This is a genomic window from Sorangium sp. So ce693, assembly GCF_051521375.1.
Taxonomy (GTDB): Bacteria; Myxococcota_A; Polyangia; order Polyangiales; family Polyangiaceae; genus Sorangium; species Sorangium atrum.
In genome coordinates this window covers 11,822,900-11,846,790 of the sequence record NZ_CP150347.1, presented here as the reverse complement: position 1 = coordinate 11,846,790, position 23,891 = coordinate 11,822,900, and the positions used below count along the sequence as shown (strand labels likewise).

Here is a 23,891-nt window from a genome sequence, read left to right as displayed (position 1 = left end):
CCCATCGCGCCGCGGAGCGGCGCGTGTGGAAGCGCGCCCGAGGGAAGCTCCCCCAAGCGCGCCACGTTGATGCTTCAGAAGAGCGCCGGCCCCGCTCCACGCGGCGGAAGAGCCTCGACGGTGAGCAGGTGCCGATCGGCGACTTCTTCTTCGGTTGCGCCGACGACCCGGACGCTGCTGTAGCCCTCGATTTCCTTGCGGCGGACGATGACGCGTTCGCCCGCTTCCGTGATGAGGTGCACCGCGCCGCCCAGTGCCGTCTCGATGCGGATGACGCGCAGCACCTTCACCGCGACCCCCTCGACGAAGAGCGCCGGCCTTGTTGCTCCTGCTCGCGCAGGCGCAGGCCGACCATCTTCGCGACCGCCTCGGCGCCCGCGTTGTCGACGGCCCGGATGAGCACGTCCTTCTCCGGCCGGGAGACGGAGACGCCGAGGAACAGCACCCCGTCCATCCGTCGAGCCTCTCGGATGAGCCCCACCACGGCGACGTCACCCCGGACGTGCGCCAGGTTGACGAAGATCGTGCCATCCGCTCCGACGGCGAACGGCGCCTGCGCGACCTTCCGGTTCACGAGGACGGTCCCGCGCCCGTGATCCAGGACTTCTGCGAAACGGCTCGTGCGAGCGACAGGAAGAAGTCCACGACCTCGTGGAGCAAGGGGAAGGGCGGCGGGCCGATCTCCTCGAACGGGTCTGGGATGTCGAGCACGCCCGTCCGGGCACCCGAGCATCAGGGCGTCGATCCAGTGATCCGTCTCGGCGAGCGGCACCACCCAGTAGCCGACGAGGCCGAGGTCAGCGAGCAGGTCCTGGTAGGACTTCATCATCCTGATCGCGAACTGGTGGTAGTAGCCCCACTGCGGGTCCGCGGCCGTGCATGCCCGAAGGAGCCTCCGGGTGAGGCAACGGCGAACGCGGTCCAGGACCGGCGGCGGCACGGTCTTCTTCTTCGCGAGTCTCAGCATTCAACCCTCCAACGAAGAAGACGGCGCGCAGGTGTACCTGCACGCCGCCTTCGGGCTTTCTTGTTGCTCACCAAAGCCGAGGCGATCTGCGCTGCTGTCGCGGGCCGGTTCCCTCCGGCCGCCGACGTGCTCGGCACATCACGCCGGGGGAGTGGCCGCGGGGCCCCGAGGCGGGAGCAGCACCGCATGCACCGCCTCTGCGATGTGCGCGGCCCGAACGCCGTCGCTCCCGTCGAGGTCCGCGATGGTGCGCGCGACCCGGAGCACGCGGCTGTAGGCCGCCGCGGAGAGGCCCAGCCCCTCGATGGTCTCGGCGAGGACACGAGCCCCGGCCGCGTCCGGTGTCGCGAGTTGCTCGAGCTCCCGAGGGGAGAGCTGGGCGTTGGTCCGCGCTGTCGCGCCGGTACGTGCTCGCTCCTCCTGCGCAGCGCGAGCCGCGATGACGCGCTTCTGCACCTCGCACGAGGGCTCGTCCTTCGATCTGTTCTGGAGCGCGGCGACGTCGACCGGCGGAAGCGCCATCTGAACATCGAAGCGGTCGAAGAGCGGGTCGCTCAGCCTCGCCCGGTAGGCGCGCAGGCGCTCCGGGGAGCAGACGCAGCGCCGCGCGCAGTCCCCCGCGAACCCGCAGGGGCACGGGTTGATGGCGGCGACGACGAGCGTCTGCGCCGGGAAGGTCGTGTGCGTGCGTCCCCGGGCGAGGGTGACGCGGCCCTCGGCCAAGGGCTGCCGCAGGGTCTCCAAGACGCTGCTCCGGAACTCGAGCAACTCATCGAGGAAGAGCACCCCGTGGTGGGCCAGGGAGACCTCGCCGGGCCGCACCGGCTCACCGCCACCCACGAGGCCAGCTCCGCTCACCGTGTAATGGGGCGCGCGGAAGGGACGCGCCCCTATCAAGCCGACCTCCGGCATGAGCAGCCCAGCAACGGAGTAGACGGAGGTGACCTCGATTGCCTCCTCGAGCGAGAGCGGCGGCAAGATCTCTGACATCCGCCGCGCGAGTGTCGTCTTCCCGGCCTCGGGCGAGCCCATGAGCAGGAGGTGATGTCCGCCCGCCGCGGCGATCTCCAGCGCCCGCCGCGCGGCATGCATCCCACGAAGGTCGCCCAGATCCGGCGCTGCTGCCGGGGGCACGATGGGGAAGGGCGGTGGCTCCCCCGCGCTCTCCAGGGGGGCGCCCTCGCGGATGTAGCGCGCGAGTTCGTCCAGGTTGTTGGCCACGAGCACTTGGATCCCGGGCACGCTCGCGGCCTCCCGGGCGTTCGCCCTGGGGACGATCGCTCGGGTGATGCCGTGGGCGATGGCCCCGCGCAGGCTCGGGAGCACGCCACGCACGGGCCGGATCGCGCCGCCGAACGAGAGCTCGCCGAGGACTACCGTGTCCCTCAACGCCTGCGTGGAGATCTGCCCCACGGCGGCGAGGATGGTGAGGGCCATCGGCACGTCGAACGTTCCGCTCCTCGCAATTTCCTCCGACCCAACACGGACGGAGACCCCGTGCTGGCGGAGATCCACGTTGAGCTGCTGCAGGGCGGCGAGGACCCGGATGCGGGTCTCCCTCTGGCGCGCTTCGCGGAGGCCGGTGATCTCGAAGTAGGCTGGCGTCTCTGTGATCGTTGTTCCGATGTGAACGATGTGCGCGTCGAGACCGCTCAGCGACACCGAAAGCGCGTCGGCATACGGCGCGTTCTTGGACTGCTTCATATTTCGACTCCGAAAAAGCCAGAGCGGCGCACGGAACGTCCCGCACACTGTCTGGGGCTGCTGCTCTGGTTGTGGTTTACGGGCGAGTGCTCCGCGTGCCCTTGAGCGCCTCTGCGGCCATCGCTCCGAGGAGGAGCCCGGCGACGCGCTCCACTACGACGACGGCCAGATTGCCTTCGAGGTGGCCGTCCCACGCAGGCCGGCGACGGCCGTGGCGGCGCCCTTCTTCGTCGCGCCCGTGGTGAGCACGCGGATGATGTACGGGACAGCGGCATCGGGGCTCTGAGGACCGAAACTGGACACGTTGGACATGAGGCCTCCTGTGCGCCCGAGCAGGCGAAGTGAGACAAGAACGGAGATGGATGAAGGGCAGACGCGGGCTCATGGATCAGCCCGCGAAGCGAACGGGTTCAGCTCATGCAGGCGAGGATCACCTGCGCGATCATCGTCAAAACGGCCGCCGTGATGCGTAGCGCCTTGATGAAGAACTTGGTGTTGTTCATGCGTGTAGTGCCTCCGCGAAGGAGCTCTCCTTCACAGCTCTTATTCCTGCACTTCGCGGCGTATTGCCTCACGGTGACGAGAGGCGCGACGGTCGCGCCGTTCACATGACGACAATGCGAACTGGTGCAGAGCGAGCTACCACGGCAGGGGACCCGTCACTCTTCCTGTTGGCTCGCGAGGCGCCCGTGTGGTCGGTTCGGCCAGGAGCGGCGAACGCATGCACGGCGGCAATTTACGCGGGACGCGCGCCGGGCAAAGTGCCGGCGCGATGAGCGCCGCGGATCTATCCTGTCACCATCGTGATCCGTCTGAGCCGCGAAAGTCTCTTCCGTGCGGACGTCACCGCGTTGGAGCGGCTCGCTAAGTGGCTCGGTTTGCCGGAGCCAAGGCGGTGGCATACGGAGCGCGAACGCAAGGCGAAGATCGTTGAGTCAATCGACCGGCACGAGAAGCGGCTCGCCAAGTGGAGAGCCAAGGCCGCGGGGGTCAAGATGGGTGGGCGGTAACTTTCTCCGGCACCGACAACGGGCGGCTGGTCGCCCCCGTCTTGGCATCGCGTGCCCGCTCTGCGGGCCGCGGCTCGCCCCAGGGGCCGCGGAGAGCCGATGAACTGAGCATCACCATCTTCTCCTAGGTGGCCCAGGACGAGCGACGGCAGATCGCTTCCCGGTGTCGAGCTGGCCAGGAGCGTGCCCGCCGGCAGGGCAAGCACGTCGGCCGTTCCCGAGCGATCGTGGATCTCGCTAAGGCCATCGAGCTTCGTGCCCAGGGCCTCTCCCTCCGGAAGACGGCCGAGAAGCTCGGCGTGTGGTCCTCGGTCCTCCATCGGGCGCTTCGAGCCCATGACGGAGGCGTCCCAGAAGTTTCGCTCGAAACCGGCTGCTCGATGCGCTGATTTCCCGGGAGATCCGAGGGGTCGATCAGGGGAACGCGGTGTGCCAAATGCTTCAGCTTCTGGAACACCGCCGCTGGGAACCTCTCCATTAGCCGCTCCGGGCGTTCACCATCGCCATCTTCGGCCCGCTTAAACTGGCGTATGGACATCTTTCGATGGCGAGGCTCAACACCAACAATGCCGGGCTGTCGAAGGGGCTCGACGCCGCGATACCCGGCGGATGATGCAGGTAGCTAGTACAACGCCCGGTATTTCAACGGGGAGCGACCCCATCAGGGCATACGACAGAAGATCCCGGCAGGCAGCGACCAGCCGGACAACTCGAATGGCCGCATCGTCAAGACACCCGCGCTCGGAGGGCTCCATCACACCTATCGTCGAGCGGCTTGACTCTGCGAAACTCCGACGGATGGCGCAGGTGGCCAGCACAAACCTGGGTTCGATTCAGCTTTTGTTCGATTCAGCTTTTTCATTCATGCTCAGCGCTCGAATGCCTCGCAAAGAGTCCCTCGAGCGCATCGCCGGCGAGGATTTTACCGGTACTCGTGAAGACCTCGACCTCCACACCTCTGTCGGAAAAGAACTCGACCTCCCACCGTTCGCCCGGCACCGCCACGAGCACCATGATCGACTCATCTCGGTTGTGTGCGAGGGTGTAGCTGATATGGCCAGCATCCAGCCGCTGCAGAAAGGAGAGCAACTCGTTCATCGCGTCCATTGCATTACCTATCAAACCGCTTGTCCGTGAGGAGTTTCCTGATGGTCCGGTACCCCGGTACATCCCGTTCGGCTTTCCTCGAGATGTCCGCCCAGCTTTCCTTGCGCACGTCGTTCCAGTTCGGTGAACCTTTTTCGAGCGGGGCTTGCGTAATGCTGCCCTTCTTTTCCTTCAAGATCTGCTCGACCGTCTTACCAGCATATTTGTGAGGCGGACGAGCCGGCCGTGCAGGAGCGGCGGGCTGTCCGGGAGCAGCGGGCTGCCCAGGAGCGTCATGCGGCGCCGGAGCATTCGGCGCTGCCGGTGCCGGGGGTGGCGGCGGGAGCGCCGGTGCCGGGGGTGACGGCGCCGGGGGCGGCGGTGCCGGGGGCGCCGGTGCCGGGGGTGGCGGCGGGGGCGCCGGTGCCGGGGGTGACGGCGCCGGGGGTGGCAGCGGAGGCGCCGGTGCCGGGGGTGGCGGCGGGCCAGACGAGCCTGCTGCTTGCGGTGCAGGCGGACGAGCGGAAAGGTGCTGCAGGACCGGAAACGCAGCGTATTGGCGTGGCTGGCCGAATGGGTTTCCGAACCCACTCACGGACGCCGCCGCCTTCGCATAGAGGTACATAAGACCCGCGTAGGCGCCCGCGAGCGAAACGTCTGCTAAGGCGAGCGGAGCCACGACGAACCCCGATCCAGTTACAGGAGCAGCGGTCGCCATTGGTCCAGAAGCCGCCCCTGTTGCCAGGCGAACACCAGAACGCGGAGCCTCCTCTATCACCTCCTCCGCAATCTTCTTGGCTGCTTGGTGCCCGTTCGGATCCGTCAGCCGAACCGGATTCCCCCTCACGTATGTATACAACCCGGGACCATCCACCATTCCCGCCGGATCCGCCGCCGTCCACCTCCCAAGCCAGCAGGCATAGTACCTCGCCCCGTGGTAGTAGAGCCCCGTCTCCTCGTCACGCTCCTTCCCGGTATACCGATACCGCCTCCGGCTCACCTCTGCGGCGCTGCTGGCCGACCAGTACGCCGTCGTCCCGAAGGGGTGGTACTCCTCGTAGCCGATCACGAGCCCTGCCCCGTCGACCTCCAGCGACGCCGACCCGAGGTGGTTGTCGAGCTGATAGCGCACCCGGGGCGTCACCGTGAACGGCCCCGAGGTGTCGACCGTCTTGGTCTCCACCATCGCCACCCGTCGCGCGCCATCCACCACGTGCAGCGTCTGTCGCTCGAGCATGAGCCCGGTCGCGTTGCGCTTGCGGTAGACCTCGTAGCCGCCGATGTAGATGCGCTCCTCGACGAGCCCGTTGTGCTCCCAGACCTTGCGCACGCGCTGCCCGGCCGCGTCGTAGGTGTAATACACGACTCCGCCGCCGTCGAGATCGGTGCTTCGCAGCTGGTCGCTCTCATCCCACGTGAGCGCTGCGATGTGCGGCATGGCCGTCATGTTGCCGTGGGCATCATGGACATACATCGGGCTGGACGGCTCGTCTTCAGGATCCCCGAAGGTGCTCTTAAGCCGGTTGCTCGTCATCTCATAGGAATACCGCCGGATCCAGGTTCCCGCGCCGGCCAGATGCTCCATCCGCTGGATGTTGCCGACGGCGTCGTAAAAGTACCGCTCGGTGTAGTTCCTGAGGGCCTGCGCGTCGTTCGCGTGGGGCAGCGCCTGAATCGGCAGGTCGTTCTGGTCGCGCTGCACGTCGGCGAGCCCACCCGCGTGCTCTCGTCCCGTCGCCTCGATCAGGCGATAGACCGCGTCGTAGATGTACTGCGCGTTCGGCGACACCACGGCGTTGTTGAAGAACACCGTCTGCTGAGCGCTATCGTTGATCTCGACGATGTTCCCGACGGGGTCGTACGTGTACGTGAGGTTCTGGAGAACGGCGCCATCCGAGCTGCGCGTCGTCCGGAGGCGCGCGAGCCGGAAGGTCAGCTGATCGTACGTGTACACCGTGGACGTGCCGTTGCCGTAGTCGATCCGCTCCCGCTGGCCCTTCGCGTCGTAGTCGATGTTGTCAACGAAGGTCGTCCATGCCGCCGCCCCCCGGACGCGCACCTGGATGCGCTCGAGCAGGCTCGCCTCGTTGTACGTGGGCTTGATCTCGCTCGCATCCGAGGCGGTCAGGCCATCCGGGGCGGTCAGGCTGGTCGGGCGGTTCAGCGCGTCATACGCCGTCTGCGTTCCGAAGCTCTCGACCTCGAGCAGCGGCTCGGCGGCGGCGGCGATGGCGGCCACATCCGTGAGCGCCGATAGCACCGACCAGTCGGCGTCACCGTGCACATCGCTGCGCAGCCGGCGCGACGCCTGCAGCAGATTGCCCTTGAAGTCGTACGCCTGGCTCGTCACCACACCCGCGCCATCATACACCTGGTGCGCCTGCCGGCGCAGGTTCAGGGCGGTCGCCTGCGGATGGGCTTCGCCATAGGCGTACCGCCGCGCGAGGCGCTCGCTCGCTGAGAGGGGTTGCACGTGCTCGAGGGTTATCCGGCGTAGCACGTCATAGGACCATCGGTAGCTGAACCCCCGGCCGTTCCAGGCGCGGAGCCGCTGCCCTGTCGCGTCCGCCAGCATCCAGCGCTCGCCGCTGTCCTGGCTCTGCTGGTAGAGAAGCTGCCCGCCTAGGCCGAAGCGGTGGCGCATCGCTGCGTTGCCGCGCGCGTCGGTGATCAGGAGCGGCTGCCCCTCAATGTCGAGGGTGGTCTGGGTGACGTACGGGCCGTCCGGACCGTTGTCCGCCACGGTTCGGAACACGCGCTCGAGCGCGTCCAGGTGGCTGACGGCCGGCGTGCCCGCGTGCGCAGCGGCGAGGTCTGCCGCGCGGCGCTCGGAGTCACCCGGCGGCAAAGCCCGGCGCGCGGCATACCAAGCGCTCTCCAGCACGGTATCATTGGGATCCTCCGACGTCTGCTGCCAGGCGTCGAAGGTAACCCTGGAGAAGGTGCCGTTGGGCAGATCGGTGCGGATGAGCCGGCCGAGCGGATCGTACCGCAGGATCGGGGTGACCCCCCACTCAACGAGCTCGGCTTCGTCCTCATACTCGTGGGTGGCGCTGAAAAATGGCTCGTACTGCTTGACGGGATTGCCCTTGTTGTCGAGCACCACGCGCCCGGTGCCCACCCAGCGCGATGCCGTGTGCGAAAAGACCAGGTTGCCCTGCGCGTCGTGCACGAGCGCGCCGCTCGGGTCGCGCGTCGGCACGAGCCCCGGCTCGGCCCGCACCTTGCGGAGCACCTCGTTGCCCGAGCCGTCGGAGTAGCTGTAGGTGTCGAGCCAGCGCGGGTTGCCTGCGCCGTGCTGCTCCCGGGCGCGCGCGTGCACCACGTTCGGCTTGCCGGTGCGGCGGAAGCGCTCCAGATCGTACGCGAACGTCTCCGTCGGATCGTCGAGCGTGTCGCCCTCGCCGGCGCCCGGCTTGCCCACCAGCGCCATCGCCGTGACCCTGCCGAGCGCGTCGAACCGCACCTCGCTCACGTTGCTGTTGGCGTCGGTGATCCCCGCGGCCGCGAGAACGCGGTAGTCGGGGACTGTAACGACGGTATTGCCGAGCGGATCCGTCGCCTGCGTCACGAGCAGGCGATAGCGATCGTAGACGAAATGCGACGCATTGCCGAACGGATCGACGAAGGTCCTCGTCAGGTAGAAATCGGCGGCCGAGGGCACCGCGTGCCCCGAGGACACCCAGAAGTCCGGGTCGCCGTCAAGCTTCAGGTAGCCGCCCTCGGTGAGGATGGCGTCCGTCACGCGCTCCCCGAACACCGACGTGACGAGAGAGGGTGTGATCGCCTTGGCAAAGCGCTCATAGACCAGCGCCCTGCCCTCCACCTGACCGAACGGCAGCGGTCCGGTGAGGTCGTCGCGCCAGTATCTCGTGCACGTGTGCTGAAGGAGGCGCTTCTGCAGGGAGCCGTCCGGCGTGCCGTCGTACGCGAGCTCTTCCGCGGCGTCGGCCGCGGCCAGCACCGCGTCGAACGAGAGCACGCGCTCCTGGTCGAGCGGCAGCCCGTGCAGCTCGTACGTCCGGCTCTCCAGGGGGACACCGATGCGGTAGGCGCCGCCCCCGCTCGGGATCAGGTGCGCCACCTTGTGCTCCGTCAGCGTTGCCTTCCCCTGCGCCTGCTCGGGGAACGCTGTCCGCGCCACCCGGCGACGAACCCCGATCTGCGCGACCCGCTTGACGGTGCCGTACTCATCGACCTCCAGCCTGAGCGTGTGCGTGATGCGCGGATCGCTCGCGTCACGCTCGTAATGGTGCTCCAGCGTCTCGCGCGCGTGGGCGAAGAACACGCCGTGCGCATTGCCCACGGCGGGCTGGAGGCGCTGGATCGAATGGCTGTGCTCCGTCACGAGGTACGGATGTGGTTCCTGCGCTGACCCATCGAGGGCATAGACTTCCTGGCGGAGGACGCGTCCCTTGAGCGCCCGGCACGCCTCACGCATCTCGCCGGCGCGCAGGCCGTCCGGAAGGGGCGGATCGCCCAGGCGGGTCGCAGCCCCATCGCCAGCGTAATACTCGCTCTCGTATTGCCGCGCGATCGTGCCCCTTTCGAACCAGGCGCCGGTATGGAACCACGTCTTCGTGCGCACCGGCGGCAGGTGCAGCTCGGGATCGGCGTTGGCCGGGGGCGGCGTGAAGCCTGCACCGCTGAAGGCCGAGAAGGACTCGGTGTCGAGCTGCTCGACCATGCCGAAGCCACGCATCTCCCGCTCCACGCCGTCGTAGTCGCCGTGATGGTACGCGTACGTCGTGACGAAGCGGTGCCGCGAGACCGCGTCGAACACCTCGACACGCTCGACGACGTGGACCACGAACGGGAGCCTCGTGACCCAGGGGTGGCCGGCCGCCCGATCGGCTAGGTAGAACTTCGTCGAAGGCGCATACGCGAGCCGCGTCTCGAGCCCCAGGTTGTTCTTCACCGAAGCCAAGAGATACGGCTTCTTGCCGCCGAGCAGATCGATGTACCGGAGCGGCGCCGCGACGGCGCCGGGCAGCGGGCTCGACCACACGAGGCACCCTGTCCCGGTGCCGAGCAGATCGAGCGCGGCGACGCTGGACAGCGAGCTCTGGTCGGGCAGCCGCGGGAGGAGAACCGGGGCCCCGAGCCCGTTGCCCGCCTGGTTCTCGTAGATGCGCGCCCCCTCGCGGTGAATGTAGAGGATGTCGGTGGTGCCCGACCCGTCGAGGTCGGCGAGCCGGATCCGGCGCGGGTCGAACTGGTCCGGCTCATCGAACCAGGGCGCTCGGGCCATCTCCACCTTCGCCCCGAACCGGCCATACCCCAGGTTGGGCCAGTAGCAGACGCTGCCGTTGCGGATGCGGACCAGATCGGTGAGCCCGTCGCCGCTCATGTCGGCGAGGAACAGGGTCTGGGTGCCGTCGGCGAAGACGAGCGCCGGACCATGATCTCCGTCGCGCGGCGCCGGGATCGTGATCGGGTTGTCGAATCCTCCTTTCGCGAGCGACGGATACCACACCATTACATCGCCGCGCGCGAGGAGGATGTCCTCGTGTCCGTCACCGTTCAGGTCGACGAGTTGGAGGTTCGGGTCCGACCAGTCGATCACCGGCTGGGCGGCAAACGGCACGAAAGGCGTCCAGGAGCCCTCTCGGGTCCGGTCGAAGTAGCCCGCCACGGGCCGCTCGAAGAAGACCATCTCCTTGTAGCCATCGCCGTCGAGATCCAGCACCTCTAGCCCACCGCTGCTCAGCGAAGGCCTCGTCGGCAAGGTGAGCGCCGGCCCGAGCTCCCCGCCGCCGAGGTTGCGCTTGTAGAACAGCGCCTCGCCCTGGCGCGCGAGCAGGCCGGGGAGCGCTTCGCCGTCGAGGTCCACCCAGGCATGCGTTCCCTGAAGCGCGCCGGCGAGATCCGCCGCGCTCGTCTTGTCGAGTTCTTTGACCGTCGTCTGGATCTCGGGGAGCGAGTAGCCGAGCTCGATCGGCGGATACGATTCCTTGGTAGGAACGAGCGTCTCCGGATCGCGGACATACCCGGTGTGCGTCACCGACGTGAGCCGGGTGAGGACCGGGCTGTCCGCATAGGTGAGCTCGGTGGCCTTGACCAGACAAGGGCCTGAACCGAGCTCCTCCATCGTGTGGAACATCAGCACGCGCCGGCAGAGCCGATAGGTGCGGATTTCGAAGCCGGCGCGGTAGGTGGAGAACGCGTCGGCCCGGCACGGCCAGGTGCCCGCGTCCTCGATCGCCGGCGCCTCGATGTCGTGCTCGCCGTAATCGAAGACGACGTCGAAGAGCATCGACGACGGGTCTCCCGGCGTCGTGTTGCCGTACCGGATCCGCTTCAGATAGCGGTTCACGATCGCCGAGGCCCCGGCGTGCCGGTGCGCCTCGTGAGGCCCGCCGCGCGTCACGCCGGCGAGATCTTCGGGCTTGTACTCGTACGTGATCACATTGCCCCGGTCGTCGCGCGTCTCCTCCAGGAGCCAGGAGAAGATGCGCCGCGGCGCCTTCGGATCGGCGATCCGCGCGCCCTCCGATCGCCCATAGATGCTGGTGACGTTGTCGCGGGTCGTCACCTTCCAGTACACCGCGCCGGTGGTCGGGTGCTGGCGCCGCTCGATGCGCGCGAACTCTCCCTCGATGCGCGGCCGATAGCCGTAGACGAATTCCTCGCCGTCCTCATCGCGGTGGCGCTTTCCGTCGTCGCCCAGCACGGGAACCAAATCCTCGGCGCCGGAGAGCACGAACACGTCCGACTCCTGCGCATCATCGTAGCGCGGCAGCCCTTTCTCGGTCTTGCGCGTGATCTGGGGCACGGACAGCCGCCACCCGATGCCAAAGGGGCCGCTCCCGGCGCCCGAGTCGTACACGAGCGAGAGCTCCGGGTGAAACCCGGATCGGCCGGGGCTCGTGGCGATCGGCACCGTCAGCGTTCCGGTGCCTATGGCGGCGCCGACGGAGAACGTCTCGCCGATGCCACGGATGGCGCCGCCTCCTTTCGGCAGGGTGGGCGTGGGCGAAGCGATCGGCCTGATGCCGCCCTCGTGGGCCCCGGTCGTTCGTGTGAGCCCGCGCTCGTTGGTCTCGGTCGTTCCCCATCGTGCGGGCGCTGGGAAAGTTCCGCGCTGGGCCTGAGGATCGTTCGTCGAAGATCGATGGCTCATGGTGCCCCCTCAGCCTGCCGTGTAGTGGACGATCAGGGCGATGTCGTCGATCTCGGCGGCGAGCTCCGTCGCAGCCTCGGTCGCCGAGAGCACCCACGTGCCAAGGGGTGCGTTGGAGCAGTCCTTCTCGTCGCGGAGCAGATCCTGGCGAACGGGCTGTTGCTGGTCGTTGAGGATGGGCGCTAGCTCGAAGTCGATGCGTTGAGCGGTGCCCGGAGGAGGCGTCAGCCCGAGAACGAAGGACAGGGCCTTTTGCGGCTTGAGCTTCACAACCGCCTCGACCCGGTGAATCTTCAGCTCCTTGCTCCGGAGCTGGAACGGAAACCGCTCCGGCCCCAGCGCAATGGGGAGCGTGCGATTGCCGGCCGGATCGAGGAAGCCCTGCCACGCCGAGGAGAACTCCTGGCGCAGGCTGATCAGGCGCGCGAGCGGCGTCTCCTCCGCGTTCTTGAGCCATTCATCGCGCGCGGCCCGCGCCGCATCACGGAGCGGCCCGCCGCCGTCGCGCGCCGTGTAGCGCAGGTGGATGACCACGTCGGAGAGGGTGTCGACATCGAACGCCTGCGTGTCCGCCGGCAACTCGATCTGCCAGTCGGAGATCGCCCCGGCGCCCTCGAAGGGCAAGTACCGCTCGTCCCGGAAGTTGAGCTCGAACGTCCCGCTGTCGTTCTGCGCATGGCTGGTCGCGATCGCCTGGACCCGCGTGAACCCCCAGGCGACATCCTGCTCCGACTGCGCGGCATAATCGGCGGGGTTCGTGGTGGTACGCACCCTGCTCGACATCAAGGTCAGTGTGCAATTGACCGAGGCGTAGGGCCCGGCGACGCAGGGCAGCGTCAGGCTGACGCTCTTGATGCGCCTCATGGTGTGTCCCGGGTAGTCCATGTCGAACAGCGCCTCGGGCAGCCTCACGACGCACTTTCCGGTCGCTTTGAGCGTCATGAGCGCGACCGGATCGTGCAGAAGCAACGACACGTGCTTGGTGAGCTCAAGCTCGCGCCGATCGTACTCCATGTAGGCCAGCTCCAGGCGCTTGAGGTCGAGGCTCAGGCGCTCGCCGGCGAGCAGGCCGCCGCGCAGGTTGTCCCACTGGCCGAACTGGATATGGGACGACGAGCTGACGCCGCGCTCGAAGCGGAAGGCCTTCTCGGCCCGCTTGGCCATGTCGTAGGCGAGCTGGAATGCCTGGGTGTAGACGGCGGCGACCTGTCCGGCCATCCAGTGGTAGAGTTGCTCGTTCGTGAACTTGTCGCGCAGGTAGGCGTGCGCCTCGCGGGACTGCTCGATCTGGAGATCGTGGGCCGCGAGCTCCTTCTCGGTGATCGCGACGCGCAGCTCGGCGGCGGCGATCTGCTTGTCGAGCTGCACGAGCTCGCGGGCGGCGAGGTCCTCCTGCAGCTTCCACTCGTCCCAGCGCCGCTCGTAGCTGCCGATCGTGGCGCTGACGGCGGCGGCCTCGCGCAGGAGCGTGACCGCGATGCTCGCCGCCTTGGTGCCGGCCTCCGACGACGCGCCCAGCTTGCTGCCGTCCACCGTGGTGGTGAGGGCCACGGGGCTGGAGATACCCGCGGCGCCAGCGGTCACCGTGGGCACCATGTGCGCGGCAGCCGCTCCGGCCATCGACGCCTCGGTGACGGCCTGGGTCACCGCGGCCGCACCGCTTATCGCCAGATGACCCGCCTCCCACAGGTTCATGTACGACACGTCCCGGTAGAACTGGTGGCGCCGGCTGACCCCCTCGCGCGACGCGCGCAGCGCGGCCAGCCCCTCGCGCGCCTCGTCCACCTGGCGCTCCTTGACCTGGCGCAGGGTGTCGAGCAGCTGCGCCTCGTGCCCGGCGCGCAGCACCGCGAGCGCCTCGGCGTCGCGCTTCTCGCGCGCAGCGAGCAGCGACGCACCGAGCGCCTTGACTTCGGCGCACAGTTCGCTGGCCTTCTGCAGCAACACCTGGAAGCGGTGGTGCGGCGCCGGCACCGCGACATCGTTGATCACGGTCGTGAGATCCACGCCCGCCGCGGCCGCCTGCACGAGCAGCGCCGGGTCGATCGGCGGCTCGTAGAGCGGCAGCTGCCGCACGACGCCCTCGATGTTCATGCAGTGGCGGATCTTGAACAGGCGATCGGCGACGGTATCCCAGTAGCCGAGGAGCTTGTCGTTCGGCGGCACGCAGAAGTAGAGCGTCGTCGGAAGGATCAGCGCCTCTCGATCGCCGCCCTCGTCGTCGTCACTTCCGGCGACATCGGCCGGGTCGACGAAGGCCTCGATCTCGACGAGCGCGTTCGAGAAGCTATCGAGCAGCGGCTCGAGCTCGCGATAGGTCTTGGGGGCAACGGTCGCACGCGGCGGGATCGCGCGCGGGCGCGGGCCGAGGATGCCGGCCGCCAGCACATAGAGCTGGGTCGCCTCGTTGATCGACTCGATCGTGTCCCGGCGGAAGAGCTGATCGCCCCACCGGATCAGGTTGTCGATGTACTTCATGACGACCGTCTTCTGGTAGGCGACGATCCGCATCCGCGCGAGGAGGTGCGGGTTGAACGGCTCGCGCCGCCAGGCCGCGATCTGGTTCCGGAGCTGCTGCGAGAGAGGGTCGCGCGGATCGAGCTCGCCGAGCAGTGTGAGGATGGAGTACAGGTGGGTGTTCTCGTAAAACGGGCGGAATTTCCAGAACCGCGCCGGCACCGGATCCGTCGATCCGGTGGTCGGGTCGAAGATGGCGTGGAACCAGCGCTGCGCCTCCTCGAAGCGCTGGTTTTCGCTCAGGCGATCAGCGATGAGCAGCGGCGCGTGGAAGAACAGCTCCCAGTTGTACGCGGAGTAAGCGCCGCCCCAGGAAAAATCGATGTCCTCGATGGGGTAAGGGTCGACGACCGCGTCGCCTGGGCTGTACACCTCCTCGAAGACCGAGCGGCTCTCGAGCTGCAGCGGCGGCGTGCGCCGCGACCAGTTGAGCAGGCCGTCGAGCACGCCATGGCGGCGCAGCTCGCTGATGAGCTCGCAGACATACGGGTGCTGGAACGTGGCGAAGCGCAGGTGGTGGCGCGGCATAGGCCGGAAGCTGTACATGGGCTCGGACGGCTCGTTCGCCCACTGCTCCACCTCGCGGCTCATGGCGAGGGTGACGCTCCTGAGGCCGGTCGGCGCCGTCGCGCGCATGCCAGGGAAGGCGAGATCGACCTGCTGCAATGGCGGCAGGGGCTCGGGCTCGGGGGTGACGAAGAAGCTGCGGGCGCTGTCCTCGTAGAAGAAGGGATCGTTTGCGAGGAAGTCTTCCTCCGAGTGCGGCAGGACGAGCCGGAACGAGCCCGGAGTCTTGTAGAGCACCGTGAGCACTTCGCCGCCCTCGGCGAGCTCCTTGTCCGTCGCCGATTTGACCCTGCCGGCCGGCGCGTACATCCGGCCGTCGTTCGTCCTCGAGGCCAACTCGCGCAGGGCCATCCGGTCCTGAATCGCCCGGCCGGGCCGCCGGCGGGGGATCAGGCGGTATTCGGAGGTGTAGTCGCTCAGCTGCCAGCTCCCACTGCAGCCCGAGAGCACGAACTCGCCGCGCACGAGGCTCGGGGACCAGGTGGGCGCGACATCGAGAATCGCGCTCAGTGAAACGAGGCATTGCACCACGAGCTCGCTGGGCTGGTGATTCCCGCCCGAGCGGGAGAAGGCCCGGAAGTGAATCGAGGCGTCGAAATCTGGCGGCGACGTCGATTTGAACAGGCGGAGCGGCGGTGTGTCCACGACGCGCCGTGCCGACCACTTCCCATCCTCGTACTCGCTGAATGCAAGCCTTACACGGATGTCGGCGCTGGGGGGTTGACCGTTCTGGTTCGTACCCTGATTGTCCTGCGGGACCTCCTCGAGCATGGCCCAGAAGAGCAGCAGCCGGTGCTCATGGACGACCGGGATCAGGTGCTCGCTCTGGATGTCGAGCTCGATCTTCTCCCACGGCGTCCAGGTCGCGCCGCGCACCAGGCGGCGGTAGAAATGGACGTGCGGCGCGCCGCGGGTGCGGGCGAAGACGTGCAGCACGTCGGGGGCGGAGTCCATCGCCATGAACACGCCTTCCCGCTCAGCCACCAAGCCCATCACCTCCAGCCGCGCGACCTGGTCGAGCTTCTCCAGGTAGCCCCGGAACGCGCGCTCGGCGCTGCGCTCGTCGAGATCGCTCTGCAACAGCTCGTTCTCGAGCGCCTTGAAGAACGGCGTCTTGTCGTCGCGCAGCTCGGGCTCGATCCAGTTCTCCGGGTACAGGAACACCTTGCGATTGGCCTCCCACACCCGGTAGCTCTTGAGCCACGTCCACTCCCGGGCCGCCTCGTCGCCGAGGACGACATCGCGCTCCAGGCGCAGCAAGGCGCGCTGGACGAAGAGCTGCACCGAGCCGATCGCCTGCTTGATGCGCGAGGTGAGCTGGCACGGGCTCATCTCGACGTCGACGAGGAGCTCGGCGAAGAGCTCGTCCGAGCTCGCATACCCCCGCTTCCAGACGAGCGTGTCCACGAGGGCCCCGCGCTGACGCTCGCGCAGCACGTCCCGCAGCGGCCGGGCCAAGGCCGACCACGCCTCTTCGCTGTACTTGGCCTTGACCGCATTGCGAATGCTGGCGGCCGTCGCCCGCGCGCCGGCGGGTGTCTGATCGACGCCGGCCCAGGGCGTTGCCTGTGCGGCGGACATGCCGAGGCGCTTGAGCAGGGCGGTGGCGTCGGCGAGCCGTACCAGCTGCTGATCGAGCCCGAGCGCTGCGAAGGTGGCCGTGAACCACCCACCCGGCCCGGCGAGCGACGACAGGTCCTCGAGCGGCCAGCCTGCCCGCCCGGCGATCTGGGCGAGCAGCTCGATCGGCTGCCCCTGCGCATCGACGCCAGTGGCGTGCAGGCGGAAGAGCTCCGCGAGCGCAGCCTTGCCAGCCGGCAGCGCATCGCGCACCCGCAGCAGGGCCGTGAGCCGCAGCCAGCCGTTGAACTGCGGCAGCTGCGGCGCGGCGGGCTCGACGGGCAGGGCGTTCAGGTCGAGCCACGCAGGGTCAATCACCCACGCCAGCTCGTCCGCGGTGAGCTTCAGCCGGCGGACCAGCGTGGCGATCTTCTCCAGGCGCGCGAAGGTGCGGCGCCGGTGGGTCTCGGACGGGGTGGGGCCGCCATCGAGCCCTCCGAGGAAGTCGGCGATCGCCTTGCGGTTCGGATCGACCTCGGCAACGAGGGTCTCCGTGAGGAGCCGCGCCGTCGTCGCCGCGTCCAGACGGAGCTCCTCTCCGAGCCGCTGGCGCACGAAGACCTCCGCCGAGAGCGGTTCGCCAGTGTCTGCGGGCGTGTTCGCGTCCTCGGGCGCATCCGCTGCGCTCCGGATCCGGGCGAGGCCGGCCGTGAGATCGGCGAGCACGGCATCGATGCGGGCCTGCTCAGGAACCAGGCCGCTCGCAAGCGGTGCCACATGACGCAGCACATAGTCGAGGGGAGCCACGCCGAAGCCCGTCGCGCGCACCGCGAGTGCCGCCTCGACGAATCGCCGTGTCACGTCCGGATCGGTCGTCGTGAGGACATCGCTCCCCGACATGGCGCAGAGCGCGAGGAGATCCCGCAAGGGCAGCTTGAGCGCCCGCGAAAGCGAGGTCGCCCGGAACAGCTTCGACAGGTTCGCGAGGTTCAGCAGGCCGCCGCTCACGACCGGCGGAGCATGGATGGCCGCCTGGCTCACGGCGCTGTCCGTGAGGAGCGCGAGATCGGCCGCGCTGAGGCGGAGCGCGGCGAGCACGGCAGGCGCGTGATCGGCGATCGGTTCGTCCGAGTCCGCGAGCTCCGAGCCGCTGCTGTTCAGGCGGAACGCCGGATCGACCGGGTTGACCACGGTCTTGTTCAAAAAGAGCCGCTCGTAGAGCGAACGATCCTCGGGCAGAGGACCCGAGCGTGTCTGGATCGGCCCCCACAGAACGAGCATCTCGAGCACGGGCATGCGCAGCTCGGTTTGCAGAACGGCGGCGCCCGCCAGCCTGAACAGCGTCTCGTCGCTGGTGCCGCCGCCCAGCACCGAGAGCGCCTGGTCCAGCTCGGCAACGGACCAGCCGAGCGCGCGGCGCAGCCGGGTGAAGCGGTTCATCCGGTGCAGCCCTTCGGGCTCCAGGGCCGAGACGCGCAGCTCCGATGTCTTGCACGTCAGCGGGTCCGCCCCGTCGGCCGCGCTGATCTCGAGCAGCCCATTCGGGTTGACGAAGCGCGTGTGAAGCAGGGCCGTGAGTTCATCGTAGGTGACCCCGAGGCGATGCATCAGCACGGCGACGTTCTGCAGCACCACGACCCAGCTGCCGCGGATCGGGTCCTCGCTCGCGCCAGTGGGATCGGGGATGGCATTCGCGCTTTCGGAAAGTCCCCAGTGCATCCACGGTTCAAAGGGCCCTGGAGCTCCGGCAGGTGGCGTCCCGGCGAGGAGCCTTCGGTCCTCCTCGGAGAGGCGGAGCCGCTCGAGCGCGATGTGGACGCCGTACTCGGCGGGATCGACGCCGTCCTCCCGGCGGAACACCTCCATCAGGTGAGCGCGGGGCACGCCCAGATGATCGAGATAGAGGCGCGCCTCTTCCAGCCCCTGGTTGAAGGGGAGCCGCCACGGATAGCGCTGCGCGGCGAGAAGCTCGTACGCTCTGTCGTAGACGACCTGTTTCGACGGTGGGGGCGGCTGAGGCTGGGCGGCGAGCTCGGGAGCCGTGCCCGCCGTCGCGATGTGATCGGGGAAGCCGACCACGGGCGAGAGCGAGGTGTTCGCGACGGCGTACTCCAGGATCTCGTTCACGAGATCCACGTAGGGAACGGACGTGTCCGCGTTCTCGCACGTGAGCTCCAGGCGGGCGATGTCCGGGCGCCGCTCGAGCAGCACGTCGCAGGCCGACTTGTGGGCGCTCGGGATCGTGGTGTCCTGCTGCTCGAAGAGGTTGTATCTCGTCTTCGATCCAGCGGCGGGCACACTGGCGGCCTGGCGCTCGAGGAGCTGCAAGAGGTCCACGAGGTAGGCGGCCGGGCTGTAGACCGACCGGCAGTGTCCGCAGGCGCAGAAATCCAGTGAGCCGAAGAGCGTCGGCCAGTCGGGAAAGCCCAACGCGACCTCACCCGTGAGCGGTTCAACCTGCGACAGCACGTACATCGTCGTAGCGTTGAACGAGGCATGATGGCGCGCCGCGAGCGCGTGGGAGCCACCGAGGACGCGATCCGCCGCCTGGTAGATCGCGGCCGCGCGATCCGACCCGATCTCGGTCGAGACGAGCCTGGAGAAGCGGGCGCGACCCATGCGGACGATGCTCTGCGCGGAGTCGAGCCCGTAGCTCATCAGCGTTTTGATCTCGGCGGCGGAGGATGTGAGCTTGAGCAGCCGCTCCATGCCCGCCAGCTGGGCCATCGTCACGGCAGGCTGCGCCGCGAAGGAGAGGGCGCTCGGGTTGAGGCTCAGGTGCTCCCGGAGCCGTCGATGCCCGAAGTCGAACTGCGCCTCGTTGAGGAAACGGACTGCGTCGCCGAGCGCTGGAGCGGCTGTGCGGAGGCGGCCGGCGAGGGCGGCTCCGGGAAAGGCCTTCTCCAGAGTCCGGGTCAGGACCGCGGCATAGTTCTGCCGCTTTTCCTGGAGTGTGGCGCCTGGTACGGTGGCGGGGACGCCCACGGGCGCCCCGTCGACCGTCTGGTCGAACAGGGTGAGCCAATCGGCCTCGTCGCGCCGCGCCAGATCACGCAGCGAACGCACCGTGCCGGACTGGAACTGCTCGTTCAGCTTCTTGATGAGCGGCACGTGGTGGCGAGTCACGGCCCCGAGCTGAAAGGTGCGCTGCGCGCCGGCGATGGCGTCCTGCGGCAAGCTCTTCGAATTGCGGAGCGTTCTCCAGAACGAGGGGATGTCCCCCTGGTGCTCCACATAGCGATCGAGCAGCAGGTTCCGCTCGCTCGATACCGGAATGGCGGTCGCGAGCATCTGATCCAGCGATCCTGCACCAGGCACACTTTCCTGGGACGCAACGCCTGCGACGAGGGGCTTGAGCTGCGCCAGCACCGCATCGATATCGGCCGGAAGCATCCAAGGGATAACTCTCTCCTCAGTGGCCCACGTGAGGGCTTCGCGCAGCGTCGGGAGGCCACGGGAGAGCAGGGCCGGCCGCTCCGCCGGCAGGCCCCACCGCAGAAGCCCATAGAAGATCTTGGGGTCGATGCTGGTCCCTTCGGCCATCCTGGCCGCGGCGGCCGCCAGCTCGAGCATCCGGCGATCCACGCCGGCGCTGCAGGCGGCCAGCGCGAGGCGGTCCGCATCGAGATTTTTGAGCTCCAGCGCGCCGAGGGTGGGCGCGACGGCGGCCATGAGGCGCTCGTACTCTGAGATCGCGCCGGGGTAATTGCCCGCGACGACCATGTCGACAACGGCCGTGGCCGGCGCGTGACAGACACGACGCGTATACAGCGTGAGGAGCGTCGCGCCGTTCTGCTTGCAGGCGCTCACCTCGAGGTCTGCGTGTGCCTTCGAGGCGCGTCCGAGCTGGCTCCGGGAATAGGCGATCCGGTAGTACCCCGCGGCGTCCGTCGCGCTGTTCCCGAGGAACTTGGGCGCAGGCGGATCGAGATTGCGATCGTAAGCGTGGACGATCATTCCTTCGAGCGGAGCGCCCCTTGAATCGGTGACCCGGCCGCGCACGCTCCAGGGCGCCGGCGCCGCAGCGCCCTTGGGTTTCGTGGGGTCCACCGGAATGCGCAGCGTCTGGTTGGGTCCGTTCTCGTGCCACATGATGGACGCTTCCGTGTCGATGAGCAGCTGGCTGCCCTGGTAGACACGAAAGAACGCCGATGCGGGGTGGGCGCCGAGGAGAGGGCGGAGCGCCGCCGCATCGAGCCCGATGGCGAACTCACCCAAAGAACCGGTCGTGACCGCGGCGACGACCTCGGTCGAGGCGGCCTTCAGCCAGACCTCGACCGTCACGCCCTGCAAGCCGGCTGCGCTGTCGCTGCCGGTGGGGCTGCGGCTGTCAACGACACGACCCACGACCGTGAGCTTCTGCTCGTTCTGTTCCATCATGTGATGATGACCTTCCGTAGAGGAATGGTGGGTTGATTCAAAGAACTCACCATCCGCAGGGCGGGTGAGTAAGCAATGCAGCGAGACTACACGGCGAGCGACAGCTCGCCATGCCGAAGAGCCATGTCATGATGACGTGAAGACGGCGTCCTGATAAGCCCGCGATTCTGCTTGGAATTCCATCGCCACAGGCCGACCCCTGGGCTCGGCCGTGCCCGCTGCGGCGTGGTGGAAGGCCTCCTGGAAGGCGCCCTCCACGGTCGTTTGGCTACCACAAGGGAATGGTCGAGAGCACGGCGGCTCCGCGCAGAAGGGGCGACGGCAATGGAGGAGCCATCACAGTCCCACGTGCAGGCTCCACCCATCCCGCCCGAACAGCGGTGCCACGACTTGGAACAACCCTGATGGATCCACGAACCCGCCCCACCCCACGAGAGACCTTCGTTGCTGGTGTTTCTTAAGTGGAGAAGGCTTGTCTATTTGTCGCTCCGAGATCAAGGCACGATCTCGTTGCAGCAAGTTTTCGACGTCTGCCGTACTCGGACCCGTGGAGGATGCGCCGATCCTATCGCGAGCGTCCTCTCGAGTTCGCGCGCGGTGCTCAACGCAAGCAATATGCCAAGGGGCGCCGTATCCATCCTGGCTCGTGGACGCTGAAGGCCTCTCGTTCGCAGCGGCTTCAATCTTGCAACCCCACACGCAAGGGGTGAGGCGGCGTCGGTTCGGTCATGAGGGCGGCGGGGAACCGGGATGGGGAGCGCGTCGGACGCGGCAGCCTTCGTCGTGTGCCCGATCCAACGGATCAGACCGACATGGGCAGGACCGGCGCAGAGCAGGAGGTGCGCGGTGTGGCGCACGTCGAGGACACGGGGTTTCGTGGCGGCCAGGCGGAGGGTGCGCGACGGCGGAGGCCAATGCCGCCATGCCGCGAGATGAGAGCGCGCCGACTCTCCGGCGGGCTTCTGGCGTCCCATGCCCACCGCAAAGGATCGGCTTCCCGCTCGGGGGACCGAGCGAAGCTCGCTTTGCCCTCACGCACACAGCGGGACAGCGCTATCCGTGCATCTGGCCATCAGGCCGGCCGAAGCCGAAGCTCGAAGCGTCACATGCTGAGCGGTATCACCTGATGCGAGGATACCGGAGCCGGACTCTACATCGAGGCTCGCACGGTATCGGGTGTCCGCTAAGGTATTTAGGACTTCTGGGCAATGGGTGCAACGAGGCGCTGGAGTGAGTGGGCCTCTTCAAGGAGCAACAAGGAGCTAAAAGGAGAACGGCAGAAGCCTCTGCCCGTCCTCCTACGCCTTGCGCCTGGGATCAGGCAGCGGCGTGCAGCTCGTCCATCACGGCGGCTTGGCAGCTTTCCATATAGCCCGAGAACCACTGCGCCAGCTCCTCAACGAGCTGCGCACCGCCGATGTCACCCCGCACGAGCCGACACAGGATCTCGTGCTGCTCCGTCACGCCCTCGTGGCCGAGCGCGAGCAGCCGCTCCTCGAGACGGCTCGCCGTGCCCTCGGGGAATCCGCAGACGATGTACAGCCGCCGGTAGAGACCGAACCGAGCGTACATTTTCACTACGGCTTCGGCCTGGATCTTGCTGATGTCGAGCACGAGCTGGGCGACGCGACGCAGAATGTTCATAGTCGTCCTCCTTCACGTTTCTTATCCCCGCGCGTGCTCCGAATTTGCGTTGGTGCCTAATGTGAGGCTTGCGCTCACAGGTTGGGCATCCCGCCGAGCGCGCCCGATAGCCACAGCCGCGAGAGCGTCATTCCCCTCTCTACGCACCTGGCCAGCGCGTCGCTGTACCCGACACGATCCACCGCTGTCGCCCCCCTTTTGTTCCGGTCCACGATGAAGAGGCGCACCCGGTCATCCCCGAGTTCGAGCGCGTCGAGCACCTCCGGCCGCTGCGTGACCATGAGCACCTGCGGCCGTCCGGGCTCGTTCAGCACGATGTGCTGCACCCGTTCAGCAACCCGGAGCGCCAGGCGCGGGCTCAGCGCATGGTCGGCGTTCTCGAAAGCCAAGACGGGCGGTCCTTGGGGGAGCAGCAGTAACATGAGCGTGTAGAGGATGAGCCGCGTGCCATCGTCGGCCGCGCCGGTAGAGATCCATCGCGCCTCGCGGCGCAGATGACGGTCAGCAAAGCTGACGCCCTCGTCCGACACATCCTCGGCCCACGCCGCGAGCCTGCGCACCTCGTCGATGATCCGTCGCCAGAGGACACGCTCTCGTTGCAGCTCGGGGGCGCACTCGAACAACACGCCCTTGAGCGACTCAGGGGAGGATCCGTGCGGGCTGTAGATGGCGAACAGATCCAGGGCACGGAGCAGTGTGCTGAGCGGCCCCGCGCCATGCGTCGCGCACACCAACGGAGCGATTCCGCAGTCATGCTCCGGCCTGATCGGGACGGCATTCCCCGTCTTCCGATGCAAAACCAAGCGCCCCACGTTGTGCTCTCGGGCGGCAAGTTCCTCGCCGTTCTCCATCAGTCGCTCACGGGCGAAGCTCCAAGACCACGACCAAGTCCTGGGTTCCTGGAGCCTGGCTTCGTAGCGGGCTTGCTCGGACCACGCCTCGATGATCACCTTCGTCTGCCGGCGCTCTGACGTCCTGAGGAGGGTGCGTTGCTGGGTCCGCGTCACCCGCACCCCGCGTGCGTTCAAGGCGTCCGGGTCCACCTGGCCCTGCGCAGCCGCACCGAGCAGCGCGATTCCCTCGAGCAGGTTGGTCTTCCCGGCGCCGTTCGGCCCGATGAACACGTTGAACTTCCCGAGCTCCAACGTGACATCCACGATCGTTTTGAAGCCCTGTATTCGGACTTTCTGGAACATGATCTTTCCTCGATTGCTGATGGGAGAGCGCGGCCTGCGCCGCGCGACGGGATCGGCGGCCGTGGCGGGGCAACTCCAGCGAGGGGCAGCCACCCGGCAAGAGCCCGCTCGCGTAGGGCGCTGACCTCGGGCGGGTG

General features: G+C 67.8%; 9 protein-coding genes. All 9 read right to left on the bottom strand.

The genetic code is table 11. The features are described 5' to 3' along the window. Positions 1 to 74 precede the first annotated feature (74 nt). Positions 75 to 290 (bottom strand): hypothetical protein, encoded by a 216-nt coding sequence (locus WMF14_RS44235; RefSeq protein ID WP_437796441.1) that lies wholly within the window; start codon positions 288 to 290, stop codon positions 75 to 77. After that, a complete protein-coding gene (locus WMF14_RS44230; protein WP_437796440.1) occupies positions 287 to 967 on the bottom strand; it encodes a hypothetical protein in 681 nt (226 codons plus the stop codon). The genes WMF14_RS44235 and WMF14_RS44230 overlap by 4 nt, the downstream gene beginning before the upstream one ends. Positions 968 to 1,105: 138 nt before the next feature. Further along, positions 1,106 to 2,671 carry a YifB family Mg chelatase-like AAA ATPase gene (locus WMF14_RS44225; RefSeq protein ID WP_437796439.1) on the bottom strand — a complete coding sequence of 522 codons (1,566 nt, stop codon included), beginning with the start codon at positions 2,669 to 2,671 and terminating at the stop codon, positions 1,106 to 1,108. A 153-nt stretch (positions 2,672 to 2,824) separates the two neighbouring features. Then, positions 2,825 to 2,983, bottom strand: a complete 159-nt coding sequence (locus tag WMF14_RS44220) for a hypothetical protein (protein ID WP_437796438.1) — start codon at positions 2,981 to 2,983, stop codon at positions 2,825 to 2,827. Positions 2,984 to 4,539: 1,556 nt separating this feature from the next. Then, the gene (locus tag WMF14_RS44215) at positions 4,540 to 4,788 is read right to left on the bottom strand and encodes a hypothetical protein (RefSeq protein WP_437796437.1); all 249 of its coding nucleotides are present in this window, start codon (positions 4,786 to 4,788) and stop codon (positions 4,540 to 4,542) included. A gap of 4 nt (positions 4,789 to 4,792) precedes the next feature. Then, entirely contained in the window at positions 4,793 to 11,890 is a 7,098-nt protein-coding gene (locus WMF14_RS44210; protein WP_437796436.1) for a SpvB/TcaC N-terminal domain-containing protein, read from the bottom strand. 9 nt (positions 11,891 to 11,899) lie between these two features. Next, positions 11,900 to 20,914 (bottom strand): neuraminidase-like domain-containing protein, encoded by a 9,015-nt coding sequence (locus WMF14_RS44205; protein WP_437796435.1) that lies wholly within the window; start codon positions 20,912 to 20,914, stop codon positions 11,900 to 11,902. A gap of 1,317 nt (positions 20,915 to 22,231) precedes the next feature. Next, entirely contained in the window at positions 22,232 to 22,558 is a 327-nt protein-coding gene (locus tag WMF14_RS44200) for a hypothetical protein (protein WP_437796434.1), read from the bottom strand. Between the two features lie 74 nt (positions 22,559 to 22,632). Then, positions 22,633 to 23,754, bottom strand: a complete 1,122-nt coding sequence (locus tag WMF14_RS44195; RefSeq protein WP_437796433.1) for an AAA family ATPase — start codon at positions 23,752 to 23,754, stop codon at positions 22,633 to 22,635. Positions 23,755 to 23,891 lie beyond the last annotated feature (137 nt).